The following is a 17,165-nucleotide window of genomic DNA, read 5'->3' on the forward strand; positions in this document are numbered from 1 at the left end:
ACATTCCCGCGCTGAACCGGTAAGTAGGGGCAGATCAGCGCGTAGTGGCTTTCTGTTATCTCATTCATAACAGATACTTTGTACAAAACAGCACTATGCAATAGTGTGCACAGGCCCTAGTTCAAAGAACACCGCATCAAATGCTCATTTCATGTTAAGTTAGCCCGACCATAACTGCCTGCCAGGCGCCCAAGGTGATCGGATATGAAAATACTGTTTGGGCTATTGATTGGATTGATCTGCTTTATCAGCGCTCACACAGATGCCGTGGCTTGTTCTGTAGCGATGCCACGTCAGGCCAAAGACGTGTTGGGTGCAGAGCTGGTTGTGCTTGGTCGTCTGGGCAACTATCGCGTCCTTTCGGGTGCTGACGCGTTGCAGCAGCACAAAGTAATGCTTGAGACCCTGCCTCTAGACATCGGTTCATCCCTCAGACAGAGCTTTGAAGCGGAGAGGCCCAATGCAGCCCGCTACGCCAGCTTTGACTTTGAGATTGACGAAGCTTTGGTGGGGAATGCTGCGGGCCGAATTTCGGTCGTCTGGTACAATTCAACCTTTGCTTTGCCTGAAAGTCTAAGACCGGGTTCCTATTTGATTGCATTGACCGGGCTGACGTTAGAGGATCAAGATCAGTCCGTTCGCATCGACCCCAATTCGGTGCCATTGCCAGTACTGCAACTGCCTTGCTCCAGCCCGTTTTTGTTTCCGAGTTACACGACGGAAGCGGATGAGATATTTAGGATTATCTCGGTTGCTAAGGCAACGAATTAGCTTGGTGGATGGCTACGATTTTGATCTGAAGCGGGTCTCTGGTGATCGACGCGCATTTTCCGAAGGTGCTGGACATTAAGGCGAAGCTACCCTATCGCCCGGTCGATCAGAGGATGCAGATAAATGCCCACCTACACCGCCCTGACCACCTTATCCGGAAAACCCGACGCTGAGGCTTTGGGCGAGGCATTGGAACGCCTGCATCCAGAACCGACAGGCGTTGGTGTGTTCGAGGTTGAGGATGGGTCTGGCACCTGGGAAGTAGGCGGCTATTTCACCGAAAAACCGGATGAGGCTGGTCTGGCGCTGTTGGCGACGATCCACAACGCCCGGCCCTTCGCGGTGTCAAAGCTTGAGGATCGCGACTGGGTAGCGCAGGTTCGCCGGGAATTGACGCCGGTCGAGGCCGGGCGGTTCGTTGTCTATGGCGGCCATGATGCGCACCGCGTGCCCGCGCAGAAAATCGGGCTGGAGATTGAGGCCGCGATGGCCTTTGGCACCGGGCATCATGCGACCACTCAGGGCTGTCTGCTTGCGCTGGACAAGCTTGTGACGCGGGGCCGGATCGCGGCCAGTATTGCGGATATCGGATGCGGCACGGGTGTTTTGGCGATGGCCGCGCATAAGATCTGGCGCACTGCGGCACTGGCGGCGGATATCGATCCTGTCGCCACCGCCACCGCTCGGGCGAATATGCGCGCCAATGGTATCGGCGCTGTGGTGCCCTGCCTGACCGCGCCGGGATTTCGCCATCCGATGATCCGCACACGCGCGCCGTTTGATCTGGTATTCGGCAATATCCTGGCCGGGCCGCTAAAGCGCATGGCACCGGATATGGGGCGGCATATCGCGCCGGGCGGGCTTGCCATCCTGTCAGGCATGCTGAACCCGCAGGCACCCGTTGTGGCCGGGGTCTATGCCGGACATGGCTTTGCCCGGATCGACGCGCAGGTGATCGGGGAATGGACGACGCTGGTGCTGCAGAGGCGTTAACGCCCCTGCCTGTACCTTGCTATGGCAATTCACTGAGCTCAGCCCAATCCCGCGCCGCCTACCAATGCGGCGGCTTGCTGTCTGCAGGCGGCGCGTTTGCCGCGTCCGCCTCCTGCTCCGCCGCGCGTTGCATCAAAAGGGCCACGCGGCGGGTCAGCTGGTCGATCTCGGCCGATTGCCGATGCACGACATCGGACAGATCATCGATTGCCGCAGCCTGATGGGCCACGGTTTCCTCAAGCGCGGTGATGCGGTCCGGGTCAGTCAATGCGGTAAAAGATATGGCCGCCCAGCACGGCAGTTCTGACCAACCGCGAGAACCAGCCGGGCGCCATACGCTCCCCATGGAAATAAAGCGCACCGCCGGTGATATCCTGCTGCGGAAAGGCCAAAGCCTCTTCCGCGATGCGGGTCGCATTGGCGAACTTGATCTGGTCGTGAAACTCTTCCGGGCGCGCGTCGCAGCGATAGGAAAACTGGCAGCGGCCCTTTTCCTGTCCTTCGGCAACGACATCGCAGATCGTATTGGGAAAGCGCACGTCATCGGCCCGGTTCTTGATCACATCTGCAACGGCGTGCTGGCCCATCGGGTCACTGGCACGGGCCTCGAAATAGATCGCTTCGCGCAGACACTCAAAATCCTTCTGCGAATAGGTCGAAGGCGACAAAGGCGTTTCAGCGGGCGGGCGACCGCAGGCAGACAAAAGGACAGCGGCGATCAAGAGCAGGGGCAGGGCAAGGCGCATCAGGCAGGTCTTTTTCTTGGTTTTCACTTCGCGCGGAGCAAAACACCAGAATTATGGCATAGCAATGGCAGGAAATGCAGCAGTGTGGTGACTTGCCGATAACAGCCGCCTGCGATAAGCCACAGCGCAAAGGAAAAAGGGCCGGGTGATGGCAAAGGACAAACAGAAACAGCGCCGTCCAAGGGCGATACAGCCCAAGGGCTTCCGCGATTATCTCGGGGTCGAAGTGGCCGAGCGCAACGCAATGCTGTCAAAGATCACCGAGGTTTATCACCGCTATGGCTTTGACGCGCTGGAAACATCCGCCGTGGAAACGGTCGAGGCGCTGGGGAAGTTCCTGCCCGATGTCGACCGTCCCAATGAAGGCGTGTTCGCCTGGCAGGACGAAGATGAGGCCTGGATGGCCCTGCGCTATGACCTGACGGCCCCTTTGGCCCGGGTCTATGCCCAGTATCGCAACGACCTGCCGACACCTTATCGCCGCTTTGCCGTCGGCCCGGTCTGGCGCAACGAAAAGCCGGGGCCGGGGCGCTTTCGCCAGTTCTATCAGTGCGATGCCGATACCGTGGGCGCAGCAAGCGTCGCCGCCGATGCCGAGATTTGTGCCATGCTGGCCGATACGCTTGAGGCGGTTGGCATCGCGCGCGGCGACTATCTGATCCGGGTAAATAGCCGTAAGGTTTTGGATGGGATTCTGGAACGTGTTTTTGGCAGCTTTGCGGCTGAGACGGCAGAAGATAAAGAGCTTGCCGAAATTTTCGACCAGAATGTTCGCGATGCAGTGCTCAGAACGATTGATAAGTTTGACAAGGTTGGCGAGCAGGGTATCCGTGAACTTCTGGGGCCAGGTCGCAAAGATGAATCTGGCGCATTCATCGAAGGATGGAACCGATCTGACGCTGAAATCGATGTTGTCCTTGGCTTCATGAAAGCCAGAAAAGACAGCAACGCCTCTACTTTGTCGGCATTGCGTGAATTGGTTGAGGGGTCCGCAGTTGGGCGCGAGGGTGTTGACGAACTTGAGGCTATTGTCTCCCTTCTTGCCGCCCAAGGCTATGGCCCTGACCGCATCGTCATCGATCCTTCGGTCGTGCGCGGCCTCGGCTATTACACTGGTCCGGTTTATGAGGCCGAACTGACCTTTGAAATTCTGGATGACAAGGGCCGCAAACGGCAGTTCGGCTCGGTCGCTGGCGGCGGGCGCTACGACGATCTGGTCAAGCGCTTCACCGGTCAGGCGGTGCCCGCCACGGGTGTGTCCATCGGTGTTGACCGGCTGCTGGCGGCCCTGCGCGAAAAGGGCCGGATGCAATCCGAAACCCATGGCCCCGTTATCGTGACCGTGATGGATCGCGACCGCATGGCCGATTATCAGGCCATGGTGGGTGAGCTGCGCACCGCCGGGATCCGGGCCGAGGTTTATCTGGGCAATCCGAAAAACTTCGGCAATCAGCTTAAATACGCCGATGCCCGCCACTCCCCCGTTGCCGTGATCGAAGGCGGTGACGAGAAAGAGCGCGGCGTCGTGCAGATCAAGGACCTTGCTCTTGGCGCGCGTCTGGCGGCCAACATCACCACCAACGAAGAATGGAAGGCACAGCCAGCCCAGATGGAGATCGCCCGCACCGATCTGGTGGATGAGGTTTGCAAGATGATCGACCGGGCGCAGGGCTGATGCAAACCGGGGACGCTCTGGCAGCCCTTGGTGCCGAAACCGACCGCATTCTGGCCTGTTTTGCCGCAGCCGGTGCGGTGCGCGTGGAGCCGCCAAGCCTGTTGCCTGCCGCGACCCTGCTGGATTTGTATGGTGAGGATATTCGCGCCCGCGCCTATGTCACCAGTGACGGGCAGGCCGAAATGATGCTGCGCCCGGATTTCACCTTGCCGGTGGTCGAAGAGCATATGGAAAGCGGCGCGGAACCCGCCCGCTATGCCTATTGCGGTACGGTCTGGCGGCGGCAGGAGGGGGGCAAACCCTCGGAATATCTGCAGGCCGGGTTTGAGTTGTTCGATGGCGCGGATCCGGCGGCGTCGGATGCCGAGGTTTTCGCCCTGATCCGGACCGCTTTGGATGACGCCCCGGTTGAGGTCGCAACCGGTGATATGGGGCTGGTGCTGGCGGCCATTGACGGCCTTGGAACCACCCCCGCGCGGCGGGCGGCCCTGCGCCGCCATGTCTGGCGTCCGAACCGATTCCATCGTTTGCTCAGCCGCTTTTCCACGACCCGGGATGACAAGGCGGACCTTCTGACAGCGGCCCGCGCTGGTGAGGCGGCTGATCTGATCAAATCAGCTGGCCCGCATGTCGGGCTGCGCAGCGCCGATGAAATCCTAGCCCGCATTGCCCGATTGGTGGAGGAGGACGACACCGCCCCCCTGTCCCGGGCCGAGACTGACCTGATCGAAACCATTTTCGGGCTTAAGGACACCTGCTTCGGTGCCTTGGTACAAATGCAGGACATGCGTGCCGATGCCCCCTTCCTGACCGCCGCAGTGGATCAGTTCGAGGCACGGCTTACCGCCTTGTCCGCCCGCGGTATCGCCCCCGAAACGCTGCCCTTCGAAGGCTCCTTCGGACGCACCACGCTGGAATACTATGACGGCTTTGTCTTTGGGTTCATCGCCAGCGGCCGCACCGACCTGCCGGTGATCGCCTCCGGCGGGCGCTATGACGCGCTGACCCGCGCGCTGGGACGTGGCCGCGAAATCCCGGCGGCGGGCGGGATCATCCGGCCACAGGCCTTGCTGGCACTGCGGGGGGCATCATGCTGAAACTTGGAGTGCCCTCAAAGGGCCGGTTGCAGGAACAGACATTTGCCTGGTTTGCCGCACGCGGCATCACGCTGGAACGCAGCAGCGATGGCCGGGAATATGCCGGGGCCGTGCGGGGCATTGATGATATGTCGCTGGTGCTGCTGTCCGCTGGTGAAATCCCCCGGGAACTGGCCGCCGGTCGGATCGACCTTGGCGTGACCGGACAGGACCTTATAGCGGAATATACCGGCACCAACACGCCGCTGCGCCAGATCGCCGAGATGGGCTTCGGCCATGCCGACCTGATCGTCGCCGTTCCCAAGGTCTGGATCGATGTCGATACCATGGACGACCTCGACGCCGCCGCCGCTGCCTTTCGCGCGGCCCACGGCCACCGCCTGCGCATCGCCACCAAATACCACAGCCTGACCTGCCGATTCTTCCGCGATCATGGCATTGCCGATTACCAACTGGTTGACAGTCAGGGCGCCACCGAAGGCACGGTCAAAAACCTGACCGCCGAGGCGATTGCTGACATCACCTCATCCGGCGATACCTTACGCGCCAATCACCTGAAAATCCTCAGCGACGGCCTGATTCTGCAAAGCCAGGCGACCCTGTTCGCCGCCCCCGCTGCTGACATAACCGCTCTGACAGACAAACTGGCGCTCTGACCTTCATTGTTCCCCAAATATCCCCGCCGGAGGCATTGCCGATCATTCAACGTTTTTGGGCCTTGCGCCGAGAGCGCAGCGATGCCCATCCCCCAAGGATCAGGATCTGACCCAAAATCGCAAACGGCAATGCAGGGCCGATTGCCCCGAGTTTAACGTGCAGCCAATGTAAGGCGGGCTGAAGCGATTTGATCGGAAAATCTGACAGGATGGCGCTTGTCCCGGGCGAGGCTGCTTCATCCTCAATGATGCTGTAGACCAAAGGCGTGACAAGCAGCAACGCAATCAAACCCAGACCGATCAAGCCGATACCAAGCTTGGCGTTTTCGAGCGAGGATGGCATTTCCCCGGAAATATCGACAGGCTTGTCGCGGGTGACGCGAATGGCCAGCATCGGGCCGATAACAAGGCTGACAGCGGCAACAAGCCCGGCCGTCAATGCCCTTGGGCTAATGTCCCCGTCCGCCGTATAAAAGGCGTGGGCAAAGATCGCAGCACCCATTCCGGTCAGCACCAATAGGGCCGCAAAGGTCAAAGCCAGTTTGCGCATTTCTTGTCTTCCCCGAAACTCTAATATGCTCAAATTTCAGAAAAAACTCTGCGGATCAATATCAATCACCACCCGCGTATTCACCGGCGGCTTAATCGCCGCGCGCCACGCCGCCAGCTCCGCCTGCAACAACACCCCGCGCGGATACTTCACCAGCAACCGATAGCGATGCCGCCCCCGGATGCGCGCAATCGGCGCGGGTGCAGGCCCGAACACTTGCGCGCCTTTTGCGGCCAGCGGGCCGCTGGCGCGGGCCAGCTCGCGGGCCAACGATACCACAGCAGCCTCGTCGGAACCCGAGACGATCACCCCCGCCATACGCCCATAAGGCGGCGCACCCGCCTCCTCGCGCATCTGCGCCTCAGCCCGCCAAAACGCTTCATCCTCGCCCGAGACAATGGCCTGCATCACCGGATGATCCGGGTTGCAGGTCTGCACCATCGCACCCCCGGGCTTGTCGCCCCGTCCCGCCCGGCCCGAGACCTGACGCACCAGCTGAAAGGTGCGTTCGGCGGCGCGCAGATCACCGCCGCCAAGGCCCAGATCGGCATCGATTACCCCGACAAGGGTCAGGTTGGGAAAGTTATGGCCCTTGGCGACGATCTGGGTGCCGATGATGATGTCGGTATCACCGCTGGCGATCTCTTCGATCCGGTCGCGCAGGGCGCGGGCCGATTGGGCGATGTCGGAGGACAGCAAAGTGATCACCGCCTCGGGGAACAACGCCACGGCTTCCTCGGCCAACCGTTCCACCCCGGGGCCAATGGCGCGCATCATGCCGGATTTGCCGCAGGCAGGGCATTCCTCGGGGATGGAACGGGACGCGCCGCATTGATGGCAGATCAGTTGCTTAAGAAACCGGTGTTCCACCATCCGGGCATCACAATCATCACAACTGATCTGATGCCCGCAGGCGCGGCATTGCGTCAGCGGGGCATAGCCGCGCCGGTTCAGGAAAAACAGCGTCTGTTCGCCAGCCTCGATCCGTTGACGCGTGGCCTCGACCAGCGGTTCCGCAATCCACCGGCCCTGACCGGGACCGCTTTCGCGCAGATCAACGGTGGCGATTTCCGGCATGACGGCGGTGCCAAAGCGCTCTGCCAGATCCAGCCGGGCATATTTCCCGGCCTTCGCATTGGTCCAGCTTTCCAGCGATGGCGTGGCCGAGGCCAGAACAACCGTCGCAGAACATAGCGAAGCACGCAAAACCGCCATATCGCGCGCATGATACAGCGCCCCATCCTCCTGCTTGTAGGAGGTGTCATGTTCCTCATCCACAACGATCAGGCCCAGATCGCGAAACGGCAGAAACAGCGCCGAGCGCGCGCCCACCACCAATTGCGCCTTGCCCGTGGCGATGGCTTTCCAGGCGCGGCGACGCTCTGCCTGAGTGACACCGGAATGCCATTCCGCAGGGCGATGGCCAAAGCGCTCCTCAACCCGGGTCAGGAATTCTGACGTCAGGGCAATCTCGGGCAGCAGCACCAAGGCCTGACGCCCAATCCTCAGGGCTTCAGCGACCGCCTCCAGATAGGCCTCGGTCTTGCCGGACCCGGTGACGCCTTTCAGCAGCGTTGTGCCATAGCAGCGGCTGCGCACGGCTTCGGTCAGGGCGCGGGCAACGCGGTGTTGATCCGGCGATAGCTCGACGCCAGCGGCATCCGGGTCCAGCCGCGCAAAGGGGGCATCGCGCGGGGCAAGGGTGCGGATCAGGACGCTCTGCGCTTCCAGCCCCTTCAACACGCCCGAGGATACACCCGCCAGCATGGCCAGCTCGCCCGGGGCAAAGCCCATCCCCGGATGGTCGTCCAGAAACGCCAGCACCCGGCGGCGGGCATCGGTCATGCGGTCCGGCGCGCCCTCGCCCCGGCGCAGGATCTTGCGCTGGCCTGGCGACGTACCAAGGTCCGGCACCCGCGTGGCCAGCGTCAGCATCGCGGGCAAGGGGGTCAGGGTGTATTCGGCGGCACGCTCCAGAAATTGCTGCATGCCTGGCAACATCGGCGGCACATCCAGCACGCGGTTCACAGGCCGTATCTTGGTCAGATCGAAATCGCCCTTGCCCGGTCCCCAGACCACGCCCATCACCCGGCGCGGACCCAGTGGCACGGATACAAACGCCCCGCGCTGCACCCCGCCCGCAGGCGCACGATAATCCAGCGTCCGGTCCAGCGGTTGGGTGGTCAGGATGGCAACAAGGTCACCCTCGGCAAAGAAATCCGGGTCAGTCATGCCATCGCCCCGTTCTGCGGTTCCCTGCGCGAATCACTTCGCGTATGGTGCTGAAAACGGGCGTTACGGAGCAGATGAGCCATGAAATTCTTTGTCGACAGTGCAGATATTGATGCAATCAAGGACCTTGCCGAGACCGGAATGGTCGACGGCGTCACCACCAACCCCTCGCTGATCCTGAAATCGGGCCGCGATATTCTGGAAGTCACGAAAGAGATTTGTGACCTGATCCCTGGCCCGGTCAGCGCCGAAGTCGTGGCCACCGAAGCCGATGAAATGATCACCGAAGGCCGCAAACTGGCTGAGATCGCCGACAATATCGCCGTCAAGGTGCCCCTGACCTGGGCCGGGCTGAAAGCCTGCAAGGTGCTGACGGGGGAAGGGCGCATGGTCAATGTGACACTCTGTTTCTCTGCCAATCAGGCGCTTTTGGCGGCAAAGGCCGGAGCGACCTTTATCAGCCCGTTTATCGGACGGCTGGACGATATCAACCTTGATGGTATGGAACTGATCGAGGACATCCGCACGATCTATGACAATTATGGGTTCGAGACGCAGATACTCGCCGCCTCGGCCCGGACGGTCAACCATATCTGCCAGTCGGCGCTGATTGGGGCGGATGTGGTGACGGCACCGCCTGCGGTCCTGAAGAAACTGGCGGATCATCCTTTGACCGACAAAGGGCTTGAGGCGTTTCTGTCCGATTGGGCCAAGACGGGGCAGAAAATTGTCTGAGGAAGCGGTAAAGGAGGACGAGGGCGTCGCAGCCCTGCGCGCCCTGATCCTGGATGACCCGGAACTGATCCTGGGCGACCGCTCGATCATGCAAGCCCTGATCAATGCCGATGGTGCCGAAGCCGATGGCCGCAACGTCGTCGATCTGCGCGGCCGTCTGGTCCACAGGCTGGAAGATCGGTTGGAAAACCTGGCCGAGACGCATCGCACCGTCGTCGCAGCGGCTTATGAAAACCTTGCGGGCACCAATCAGGTGCATCGCGCGGTTCTGGCCCTGCTGGAGGCGGAAGATTTCGTCGAGTTCCTTAAAGTGCTGGGCGAGGATGCCCCCGCCATGCTGACCATTGATATGGTGCGCATCGCACTGGAAACCCCGGCAGCAGAGGCAGGCAAACCGCTGGGGCCGAAGGGGCCTCTGGCAGGTTTGATCACCGGGCTGCCACCTGGCGGTGTCGATGTCTTCATGGGCGCGCGCGAAGAGGCCGAACCCCGCAAGATCATCCTGCGTGCCTCGACCGAAGCGGCGGAGCTGCTCTTTGGCGAGGATGGCAAAGGTCTGCGATCCGAAGCTGTAATGCGGCTCGATCTGGGCAAGGGCAAGCGCCCCGGTGTGCTGGTTCTGGGCGCCGAGGACCCGTATAAATTCCACCCCGAGCAAGCGACCGATCTGCTTGGCTTTTTCGCCAGCGCGTTCGAAAGCATGCTGCGCCGCTGGCTGGCTTGACGGATATAACCGGATCAGCCGGCGCGCTGGCGCTTATGGATCGCTGGCTGGATGGCCTGCGCGATCTGCGCGGGGCCAGCGCGCATACGATTGCCGCCTACCGGCGTGATGTTGCCGGGTTTCTGGGGTTTCTCGCCCAGCATTGGGGCGGTCCGGCTGGGCGGCGCGCGCTGGTGCAGGTTCAGACCTCCGACATGCGCGCCTGGATGGCCGCAGAACGACAGCGTGGCCTGTCCGCCCGGTCGCTGACCCGCGCCCTGTCAGCGGTGAAAACCTTCTACCGCTGGCTGGCCGAGACCGAAGGTCTTGAGGCCCCAGCGGTGATCGCCGCCCGCGGCCCGCGCCTGAAACCCCGTCTGCCCCGCCCACTTGAGGCTGAGGCTGCGAAAAAGATGCTGGATCTTGCAGAAATTCAGTCGCCGGAGCCATGGATCGCCGCGCGGGACACCGCCATACTGACCCTGCTTTACGGATGCGGTCTGCGCATATCCGAAGCCCTCGGCCTGACCGGCAGCGATGTGCCACTGGGTGATGTGCTGCGCATCCTCGGCAAGGGCGGCAAGGAACGGCTGGTGCCGGTCCTGCCCGCCGCCCGGTCAGCGGTCGAGGCTTACATTGATGCCTGTCCCTACACCCCCGCGCCAACCGACCCGATCTTTCGCGGCGCACGCGGTGGCCCTTTGAACCCGGCCATTGTGCAAAAGCTGGTGCGCAATCTGCGCGCCCAGATGGGCCTGCCGGAAACGGCCACTCCGCATGCCCTGCGGCATTCCTTTGCCACGCATCTGTTGCAGGCGGGCGGAGATCTGCGGGTGATCCAGGAATTGCTGGGCCACGCTTCCTTGTCGACCACGCAGGTCTATACCGGCGTTGATCAGACCCGCCTGATGGAAGTCTATGACCGCGCCCATCCGCGCAACCGTTGAAACGTTTCTGACAAAACTGTCAGGTGAAGTGACGCGACTTATGACGGCGGGTCATGTCATCCCCAATGCAATAACGATTTCCGCGCTGTCGCGCCTTTATCAAAGGAAAACATATGAAAACCATCGCAGCCACATTCGCGCTGACCCTGCTTGCCGGGGTTGCTCAGGCGCAGGAATGCAGCAACGACACCGATCCCTATGACATCGACGCCGCAGGCGTTGATGCGCTTTATGCCTGTATCGAAGCCAAGATGCTGGCCGGATACACGAAAAAAGATCACGCCGTTGCCCAGGAATATCGCAACTGGACCGTCACCGCGACGCGCCCGGCCGTGCCCGGCCCGCATGGCGAGCGCTTTCTGCTGACCTTCGCCAATGACATTGCTGCGGAGCAATACATCAAGTTCGAGGAAGAAGGCGTTGTGATGCCCGTCGGCTCGATCCTCGTGAAAGAGAGCTTCAAGATGCGCAAAGGCGAGGCCAAGGTCGGCCCGCTTTTCATCATGACCAAAGTCGCCGAAGGCGAGGCGCCCGAGACCAATGACTGGGTCTATGATGCCGTCCAGCCCAACGGCAAGCCGATGGGTATCAAGCAATCCTTCTGTCATGATTGCCATGCGGCCTATGAAGATCAGGACTACCTTGGGTATCCAGCCGAAGAAGTTCGGGTTTCCAACTAGGCAGCGGACTCGTAAAACTGACACCATAGCCTGATAGATGCGAGTTTGATCATGGCCATGAAGTTGGCTGAAGTTTTTTCATAGCGTGTTGCGATCCGGCGGAATGAGGCTTTGAGCCGCCCAAAGACCCGCTCGATCTTGTTGCGCTCGCGGTAGATTTCGGCGTCAAATTCTGCGGGCAATTTGCGGTTGGCCTTGGGCGGGATGACGTCGATTGCGCCTTGTTCCCAGGTCATCTCGCGGATCCAATCGGCGTCGTAGGCCTTGTCCGCGAGCACGTCCTGTCCTGGCTGCAATCCATCCAGAAGCCGCTCGCACGGCGGCGCGTTATGGGCCTGGCCCGGCGTCAGCTCGTAACGGATCGGCAGGCCGTCTTGATTGGTAAGTGCATGTATCTTTGTTGTTAAAGCGTTTCGGGATAAACCTGAGACAAAAGATTATCCTGAAACGCAGTGATAAGCCGATAGGGTGTACGCGTTTCGATTTTATGTGATGTCTCAAGGTAAACTCGAAACGCTTTAGCCCGAGATATAGGGGAAAGCCCGAAACGCTAGAGCGTCATGCGGAAAACCTGAATCATCTAACGCTGCCTGAAATCAAAGATTTCAACGCGTTAGATGATACGGGATGTCTCAGGTATTTCGCTAGACGCTATAAAAGACAGTCCCGGGCAGGTCTATATGACCTGCCCGAAGTCCCAAACAGGGTCCCTACATAGGTTGAAAGTGCCGTCAGAAGGGCGTTTTGCGCCCCCGACCGGGCATCCTTTGTCGCGCCAGTCTTGCCCCCTTGCGCAGTTTGCCCCATGGTGCAGCGGTTCTGTGACAGGGAGCCTTCCAATGAAAAAACTGATTCTTGCACTTGCCGCGCTGTTTGCCGGGCCGCTGATGGCCCAGGACCTGCCTGATCTGGGCGGGCGCGAGGTGGTGATCGTAACCGAAAACGCCTATCCTCCGCTGCAATTCATTGACCCAAAAACGGGCGAGGCGATTGGCTGGGAATATGACGCCATTGCCGAACTGGCCAAGCGGCTGAACTTTATACCGGTCTACGAAAACACAAGCTGGGACGCTATGATCCCCGCTGTGTCCGAGGGGCAATATGATCTGGGTATGACGGGCATCACCATCCGCGAGGACCGGATGGAGAAGGTTGATTTCTCGGACGCCTATATGCGCTCGGAAATGTTCATGATGGTCCGCGGGGACGAGGATCGCTTTACCGATGGTGCAAGCTTTGCAGCGTTCGAGGATGGTCTGGTTGGTGCACAGCCCGGCACAACACCGTTCTATGTTGCGGTCTATGACATGCTGGACGGCAACGAAGCCAATCCCCGTATCAAGCTGTTCGAAACCTTCGGGGCGACGGTACTGGCGCTGAAAGCGGGCGATGTTGATGTGGTGCTGACCGATGGCACCGCCGGGCAGGGCTATGTTGATGCCGAAGCCGGTAAGCTGAAACTGACCGGCGATGCGATGGGGACCGAGGATTTTGGTTTTATCTTCCCCAAAGGCTCCGATCTGGTCACCCCGTTCAATGCGGGCATTGCCGCGATGAAGGCGGACGGCACGGCCGAGGCGCTGAACAAGAAGTGGTTCCTCGACTACAAACTGGGCGGCTAAGTGCCCTCAGCGACTGATCTGTGCGATGATATGCGCTGCGCTGGCCTCCGGGTCCAGCGCTGCGCTGTCGATGCGCAGGACATCCGTGGTCCACGGCTCATAGTGACGGGCACAGACCTTGTCCCATGGCGGGTGTCCGGCTTGCGGATCAGCGTCGCGGCGCGCCTCAACGCGGCTGCGGTGCAGGGCGGGATCGCTGCAAATAACCTCAACCTCCAGAAAATCGACCCCCGCCGCCTGCGCAACCGCGCGCCAGTCCCGCCGCGTCACCTCAATCGCATTGACCGTATCCCCAATGACCGTCGCGCCAAGGCGCAGGTTTTCCTCGGCCAGCGCATAGCAAGCGCGATAGCCGGCATCCTCGGAGTGTCGGATTTTCAGTTCCGAGTGCCAAAGCGCCATTTCGATCGCATCGACCCTCAGGTGAAAGGCCCCAAGTCTTTGGGCCAGAATGCGGGCGATGGTCGATTTTCCTATGCCCGGCAGACCGGACAGAATGATCAGCATGCGTCCCTCCGGGCGATGAAACTGGGAACAGCATGACCACCGGCACAAGCCCTGACAAGCGACAAGATGCGGATCGTGATTTTCCCTGGTGGCTGGTGGCTGGTGGCCGCCGCCCTGCTGGCGGCATGGGCAATCTGGCGTATCCTGACCGATGATCTGCTGACGCAGGTTCTGAACATCACCGCCAAAGGGATCGGCATCACGGTGTTCGTGACCGTGGTGTCCTTTGCCCTGGCATCCCTTCTTGGGCTGGTGCTTGCGGTTGCGGTGCTGTCGAAATCCGTGCTGATCCGCCAGATCGCGCGGTTCTATATTGAGATTGTGCGCGGCATCCCTGTCCTCGTCCTTTTGTTCTACATCGCCTTTGTGGCATGGCCGGGGGTGGTTGAGCTGATCAACTGGGCCGGCACACCGCTGGGGATGGAGGAGATGCGCACCCGCGATCTGTCCTTTATGTGGCGTGCGATCATCGCCCTGACCATCGGCTATTCCGCCTATATCGCCGAGGTGTTCCGCGCGGGCATCCAATCCGTCGATCAGGGCCAGATCGAGGCCGCCAAGGCCCTTGGCCTGACCCCCTGGCGGCGGTTTCACCTGATCGTCCTGCCGCAGGCGATCCGCGTGATGCTGCCGCCCTTGGGGAACTTCTTCATTGCAATGATCAAGGACAGCTCGCTGGTGTCGGTGCTTGGGGTGGCGGATATTACGCAGCTGGGCAAGGTCTATGCCGTCGGATCCTTTCGATATATGGAAACCTACAACATCGTCACCTTCATCTATCTGGTGATGACCATCACACTGTCACTTGCCCTGCGCGCGCTGGAACGACGGCTGAACCGAACCCCCCATACCGCTGGTGATAACAGGGTTTCACCCCGCTAACAAAACCGTCATAAAGGCCGCCATGATTTTGTTCTGGCGTGCCTTTGCTGTTCACATGTTTACCGCAGTTGGTGCGGCGCTGGCGCTTATGGCTATGCTGGCGGCGGGGCGGGCGGACTGGCCTATGATGTTCTTGTGGCTGCTGGTGGCGCTGGTGGTGGACGGGTTTGATGGGCCGATGGCGCGGGCGGTGGATGTGAAACGCAATGCGCCGCAATGGGACGGGGTGCTGCTGGATCTGATCATTGACTACCTGACCTATGTCATCATTCCGGCCTATGCGATGGTCGAGGCGGGGCTGATCGGTGAGGGGTGGTCGCTGGCGGCGGGGCTGATGATCTGTGTGACGGGTGTGGTCTATTTTGCGGACACACGGATGAAAACCTCGGACAACTCATTCTCGGGATTTCCGGGGTGCTGGAACATGGTCATTCTGGTACTTTTCGTAGTAGATATAGGGTCTTGGGGCGCGATGCTGCTGATGATGGCCATCGCGCTGGCGCAGTTCTTCCCGCTGAAATTCATCCACCCTGTGCGCACCGAACGCTGGCGGATGCTGAGCCTTCCGGTGATGCTGGCCTGGGGCGGATTTGCCGCATGGGAGGCGTGGCTGAGCTTTGACGCGCCGGTGGTGGCCAAGGTCGGGCTGATCGCGACCAGCCTGTATCTGGGAGCGGCAGGGATCGTGCAACAGGTGGTGCCACCGCTGCGAAAATAGGGCGGTCAGAGCGGCGCCAGCCGGGGACCTGACAGGGGCCGGGACAAGCGATTGCGATACAAGAAAAACCGTCAAAAACCGGGTGCCAGCAAGCGTATGGCATGCGTATGGCAAGCGTATTGCGACTGAAACTGTCGGTTATTCATGGTTTTGGGGGATTTTCTGGACGCGGACACCGGCCAAGATATTTCAGAATTTGTTTCCGATTAGATGAAACCAGTACTATTTAGGTTCAAAATCCTATCTAGGCGAAGTTCCCAAGAGGGATGCGGCGCAAAGCCTTCTTCAAAGACATTGCTGCTTGAAAATGTTGAAACTGCAAGGAAAGATTACTTCGAGTTAAATCTCTAGTAGTAGGCTAATTTTGAGCGGCTGAACCAGACCTTCAGCGATCAGCTACGATACGAGATTGTTCCCAGAAACTCGCTAGTAGTTGTATGCAGGCTGCGGATTGTGGTTCCGCATTCGCATCGGTAGCGAAAGATCGTATTCGTTGGAGCGTGCGAAGCGTGCAGTTCTCTCCACCAAGAACTTCAGGTTGGCTGGCTGGTTTTCTATACGATCCCAAGGAACAACTGAAAGCTTGACTCCCGGCTTCGCAAGATTGTCGATGATCCGCTCCGGCATGTCGGGATAACGAGAGAGGTAGTCAGCCTTGTTGTCGACATGCACCCACCCACCACGGTAGTCGGGGTAAATAACCTCCTTTTCGTCGGGAAGGCTCGCGTGCCACGAAGTCGACCGCGTTGATGGCAGATCGATGACGAGGATACCGCTACGGCGATTGATCAAGCCATCTATCATGCTGGACTTTAGTTCCCAGTCGACATGTTTGCGGAAACGCGTTTCTGTACCGCAGAGCAGGATCGTAACTTGCGTATCGCGAAGATAGTTGTCGCGGATAAAACGCCGAATTGACTGGGGCGGATGGCTTTCGTCTATCTCCCCTACTTCCACGGACTGATCATCAAACGCGTTGTGGACTTTCGCAAGAGATGAAAGGTGCTTCCGGTATTTCTGGTCGTTTCTATGGTGGTAGCTGATGAACGCCTTCGTCATTGAAATACTCCCGATACAAATACGGCCATCGCCATCATGGCGAGGCCAAGAATCATGACTGCAATTGCGAGCCAGTGCGCAACTGACTTCCATTTGTTTGAGACATCAGGAAGGCTGTTGTCTCCGATAGCCTTGCCGGCGCCCCGCAGCGCAATCGAGTTCGCTCGAATTCCATCGCTGATACGCAGCATTACAAAGGCCAAGGTAGCAAGTGCTGCCCCAAGCAGCGCGTAGAACCACCACTCTAAATCGCCTGAAGTAGAGCGCAGAACGAGTGCCGTAGCTGAGGCAACAGCTATCAGTAGCTGCAACATTTGCCATCTCAGCTTATCGAGATGGCGAAACGTTTCGTAGCGTTGGTTATAAATCTCAACGCTCTGAGGAGCTGGGGTTTCCGCGTCACTATCCATCTATTGTAGATAGTTACCGACGTGCGCGCTTTCAACAGTTAGTAACTAAACTGCGTTCTGGCACTACATAGTGTGCGCTAAGTGCCGGCAGGGTCACACTAATTTCACTGTAATTTGGTTGCTCCGGTAAGGTCGCGCTTAGCTTTAAACGTGATGGCGGACTCGAAATGTGGTTCGCAGGA

19 protein-coding genes and 1 pseudogene are annotated in these 17,165 nt (G+C 59.8%); 12 read left to right on the plus strand and 8 right to left on the minus strand.

The annotated features are described in order from the left end of the window. Positions 1-204 precede the first annotated feature (204 nt). Both ACW9UQ_RS10405 and ACW9UQ_RS10410 read left to right on the plus strand, forming a co-directional pair. Positions 205-771 carry a hypothetical protein gene (locus ACW9UQ_RS10405; protein WP_458930956.1) on the plus strand — a complete coding sequence of 189 codons (567 nt, stop codon included), beginning with the start codon at positions 205-207 and terminating at the stop codon, positions 769-771. Positions 772-894: 123 nt separating this feature from the next. Beyond that, positions 895-1,764, plus strand: coding sequence for a 50S ribosomal protein L11 methyltransferase (locus ACW9UQ_RS10410; RefSeq protein ID WP_458930957.1), 870 nt, complete (start codon positions 895-897; stop codon positions 1,762-1,764). Positions 1,765-1,822: 58 nt separating this feature from the next. On the opposite strand, the gene ACW9UQ_RS10415 is transcribed toward ACW9UQ_RS10410, so the two are convergent. Both ACW9UQ_RS10415 and ACW9UQ_RS10420 read right to left on the minus strand, forming a co-directional pair. Continuing rightward, entirely contained in the window at positions 1,823-2,032 is a 210-nt protein-coding gene (locus ACW9UQ_RS10415) for a SlyX family protein (protein WP_458930958.1), read from the minus strand. Next, entirely contained in the window at positions 2,025-2,510 is a 486-nt protein-coding gene (locus ACW9UQ_RS10420) for a cell wall hydrolase (RefSeq protein ID WP_458930959.1), read from the minus strand. Before ACW9UQ_RS10420 ends, ACW9UQ_RS10415 begins: the two co-directional genes overlap by 8 nt. Positions 2,511-2,658: 148 nt before the next feature. On the opposite strand from ACW9UQ_RS10420, the gene hisS reads away from it, so the two are divergent. The 3 genes from hisS to hisG are packed head-to-tail and all read left to right on the plus strand — an operon-like array spanning position 2,659 to position 5,938. Further along, the gene (gene hisS / locus ACW9UQ_RS10425) at positions 2,659-4,185 is read left to right on the plus strand and encodes a histidine--tRNA ligase (protein WP_458930960.1); all 1,527 of its coding nucleotides are present in this window, start codon (positions 2,659-2,661) and stop codon (positions 4,183-4,185) included. Next, complete coding sequence (locus ACW9UQ_RS10430) at positions 4,185-5,282, plus strand: ATP phosphoribosyltransferase regulatory subunit (protein ID WP_458930961.1); 1,098 nt, start codon at positions 4,185-4,187, stop codon at positions 5,280-5,282. The genes hisS and ACW9UQ_RS10430 overlap by 1 nt, the downstream gene beginning before the upstream one ends. Beyond that, positions 5,273-5,938, plus strand: a complete 666-nt coding sequence (gene hisG, locus ACW9UQ_RS10435; protein ID WP_458930996.1) for an ATP phosphoribosyltransferase — start codon at positions 5,273-5,275, stop codon at positions 5,936-5,938. The genes ACW9UQ_RS10430 and hisG overlap by 10 nt, the downstream gene beginning before the upstream one ends. A 46-nt stretch (positions 5,939-5,984) precedes the next feature. Here the strand turns inward: hisG and ACW9UQ_RS10440 are convergent, their stop codons facing one another. Both ACW9UQ_RS10440 and ACW9UQ_RS10445 read right to left on the minus strand, forming a co-directional pair. Continuing rightward, positions 5,985-6,488, minus strand: coding sequence for a hypothetical protein (locus ACW9UQ_RS10440; protein ID WP_458930962.1), 504 nt, complete (start codon positions 6,486-6,488; stop codon positions 5,985-5,987). A gap of 36 nt (positions 6,489-6,524) precedes the next feature. Continuing rightward, entirely contained in the window at positions 6,525-8,720 is a 2,196-nt protein-coding gene (locus ACW9UQ_RS10445) for a primosomal protein N' (RefSeq protein ID WP_458930963.1), read from the minus strand. A gap of 81 nt (positions 8,721-8,801) precedes the next feature. Here ACW9UQ_RS10445 and fsa point away from each other — a divergent pair, with 81 nt between their 5' ends. The 4 genes from fsa (at position 8,802) to ACW9UQ_RS10465 (ending at position 11,785) form a co-directional block, all read left to right on the plus strand. After that, positions 8,802-9,455: a fructose-6-phosphate aldolase gene (fsa, locus tag ACW9UQ_RS10450; protein ID WP_458930964.1), complete on the plus strand. Its 654-nt coding sequence runs from the start codon at positions 8,802-8,804 to the stop codon at positions 9,453-9,455. Beyond that, entirely contained in the window at positions 9,448-10,179 is a 732-nt protein-coding gene (locus ACW9UQ_RS10455; RefSeq protein WP_458930965.1) for a DUF484 family protein, read from the plus strand. Before fsa ends, ACW9UQ_RS10455 begins: the two co-directional genes overlap by 8 nt. Positions 10,180-10,214: 35 nt before the next feature. Next, positions 10,215-11,105, plus strand: a complete 891-nt coding sequence (locus ACW9UQ_RS10460; protein ID WP_458930997.1) for a tyrosine recombinase XerC — start codon at positions 10,215-10,217, stop codon at positions 11,103-11,105. Between the two features lie 113 nt (positions 11,106-11,218). Further along, on the plus strand, positions 11,219-11,785 hold the full coding sequence (locus ACW9UQ_RS10465; RefSeq protein ID WP_458930966.1) for a cytochrome P460 family protein: 567 nt from the start codon (positions 11,219-11,221) through the stop codon (positions 11,783-11,785). Here the strand turns inward: ACW9UQ_RS10465 and ACW9UQ_RS10470 are convergent. Continuing rightward, positions 11,782-12,195: pseudogene (locus tag ACW9UQ_RS10470) on the minus strand (IS5 family transposase); the annotation flags it as partial. The gene ACW9UQ_RS10465 and the pseudogene ACW9UQ_RS10470 sit on opposite strands and share 4 nt — an antisense overlap. Before the next feature lie 429 nt (positions 12,196-12,624). Here ACW9UQ_RS10470 and ACW9UQ_RS10475 point away from each other — a divergent pair. Next, entirely contained in the window at positions 12,625-13,407 is a 783-nt protein-coding gene (locus ACW9UQ_RS10475) for a transporter substrate-binding domain-containing protein (RefSeq protein WP_458930967.1), read from the plus strand. 6 nt (positions 13,408-13,413) lie between these two features. On the opposite strand, the gene ACW9UQ_RS10480 is transcribed toward ACW9UQ_RS10475, so the two are convergent. Then, positions 13,414-13,914, minus strand: coding sequence for an AAA family ATPase (locus ACW9UQ_RS10480; protein ID WP_458930968.1), 501 nt, complete (start codon positions 13,912-13,914; stop codon positions 13,414-13,416). A 66-nt stretch (positions 13,915-13,980) separates the two neighbouring features. Between ACW9UQ_RS10480 and ACW9UQ_RS10485 the strand changes: the two genes are divergently transcribed. Both ACW9UQ_RS10485 and ACW9UQ_RS10490 read left to right on the plus strand, forming a co-directional pair. Further along, positions 13,981-14,796 carry an amino acid ABC transporter permease gene (locus ACW9UQ_RS10485; RefSeq protein WP_458930969.1) on the plus strand — a complete coding sequence of 272 codons (816 nt, stop codon included), beginning with the start codon at positions 13,981-13,983 and terminating at the stop codon, positions 14,794-14,796. Between the two features lie 22 nt (positions 14,797-14,818). Beyond that, the gene (locus tag ACW9UQ_RS10490) at positions 14,819-15,514 is read left to right on the plus strand and encodes a CDP-alcohol phosphatidyltransferase family protein (RefSeq protein ID WP_458930970.1); all 696 of its coding nucleotides are present in this window, start codon (positions 14,819-14,821) and stop codon (positions 15,512-15,514) included. A 426-nt stretch (positions 15,515-15,940) separates the two neighbouring features. Here the strand turns inward: ACW9UQ_RS10490 and ACW9UQ_RS10495 are convergent, their stop codons facing one another. Together ACW9UQ_RS10495 and ACW9UQ_RS10500 are read right to left on the minus strand one after the other, a co-directional pair. After that, entirely contained in the window at positions 15,941-16,573 is a 633-nt protein-coding gene (locus ACW9UQ_RS10495) for a TIR domain-containing protein (protein WP_458930971.1), read from the minus strand. Then, positions 16,570-16,983 (minus strand): hypothetical protein, encoded by a 414-nt coding sequence (locus tag ACW9UQ_RS10500; protein ID WP_458930972.1) that lies wholly within the window; start codon positions 16,981-16,983, stop codon positions 16,570-16,572. Before ACW9UQ_RS10500 ends, ACW9UQ_RS10495 begins: the two co-directional genes overlap by 4 nt. Between the last annotated feature and the right edge of the window lie 182 nt (positions 16,984-17,165).

Source organism: Halovulum sp. GXIMD14793 (assembly GCF_054457435.1).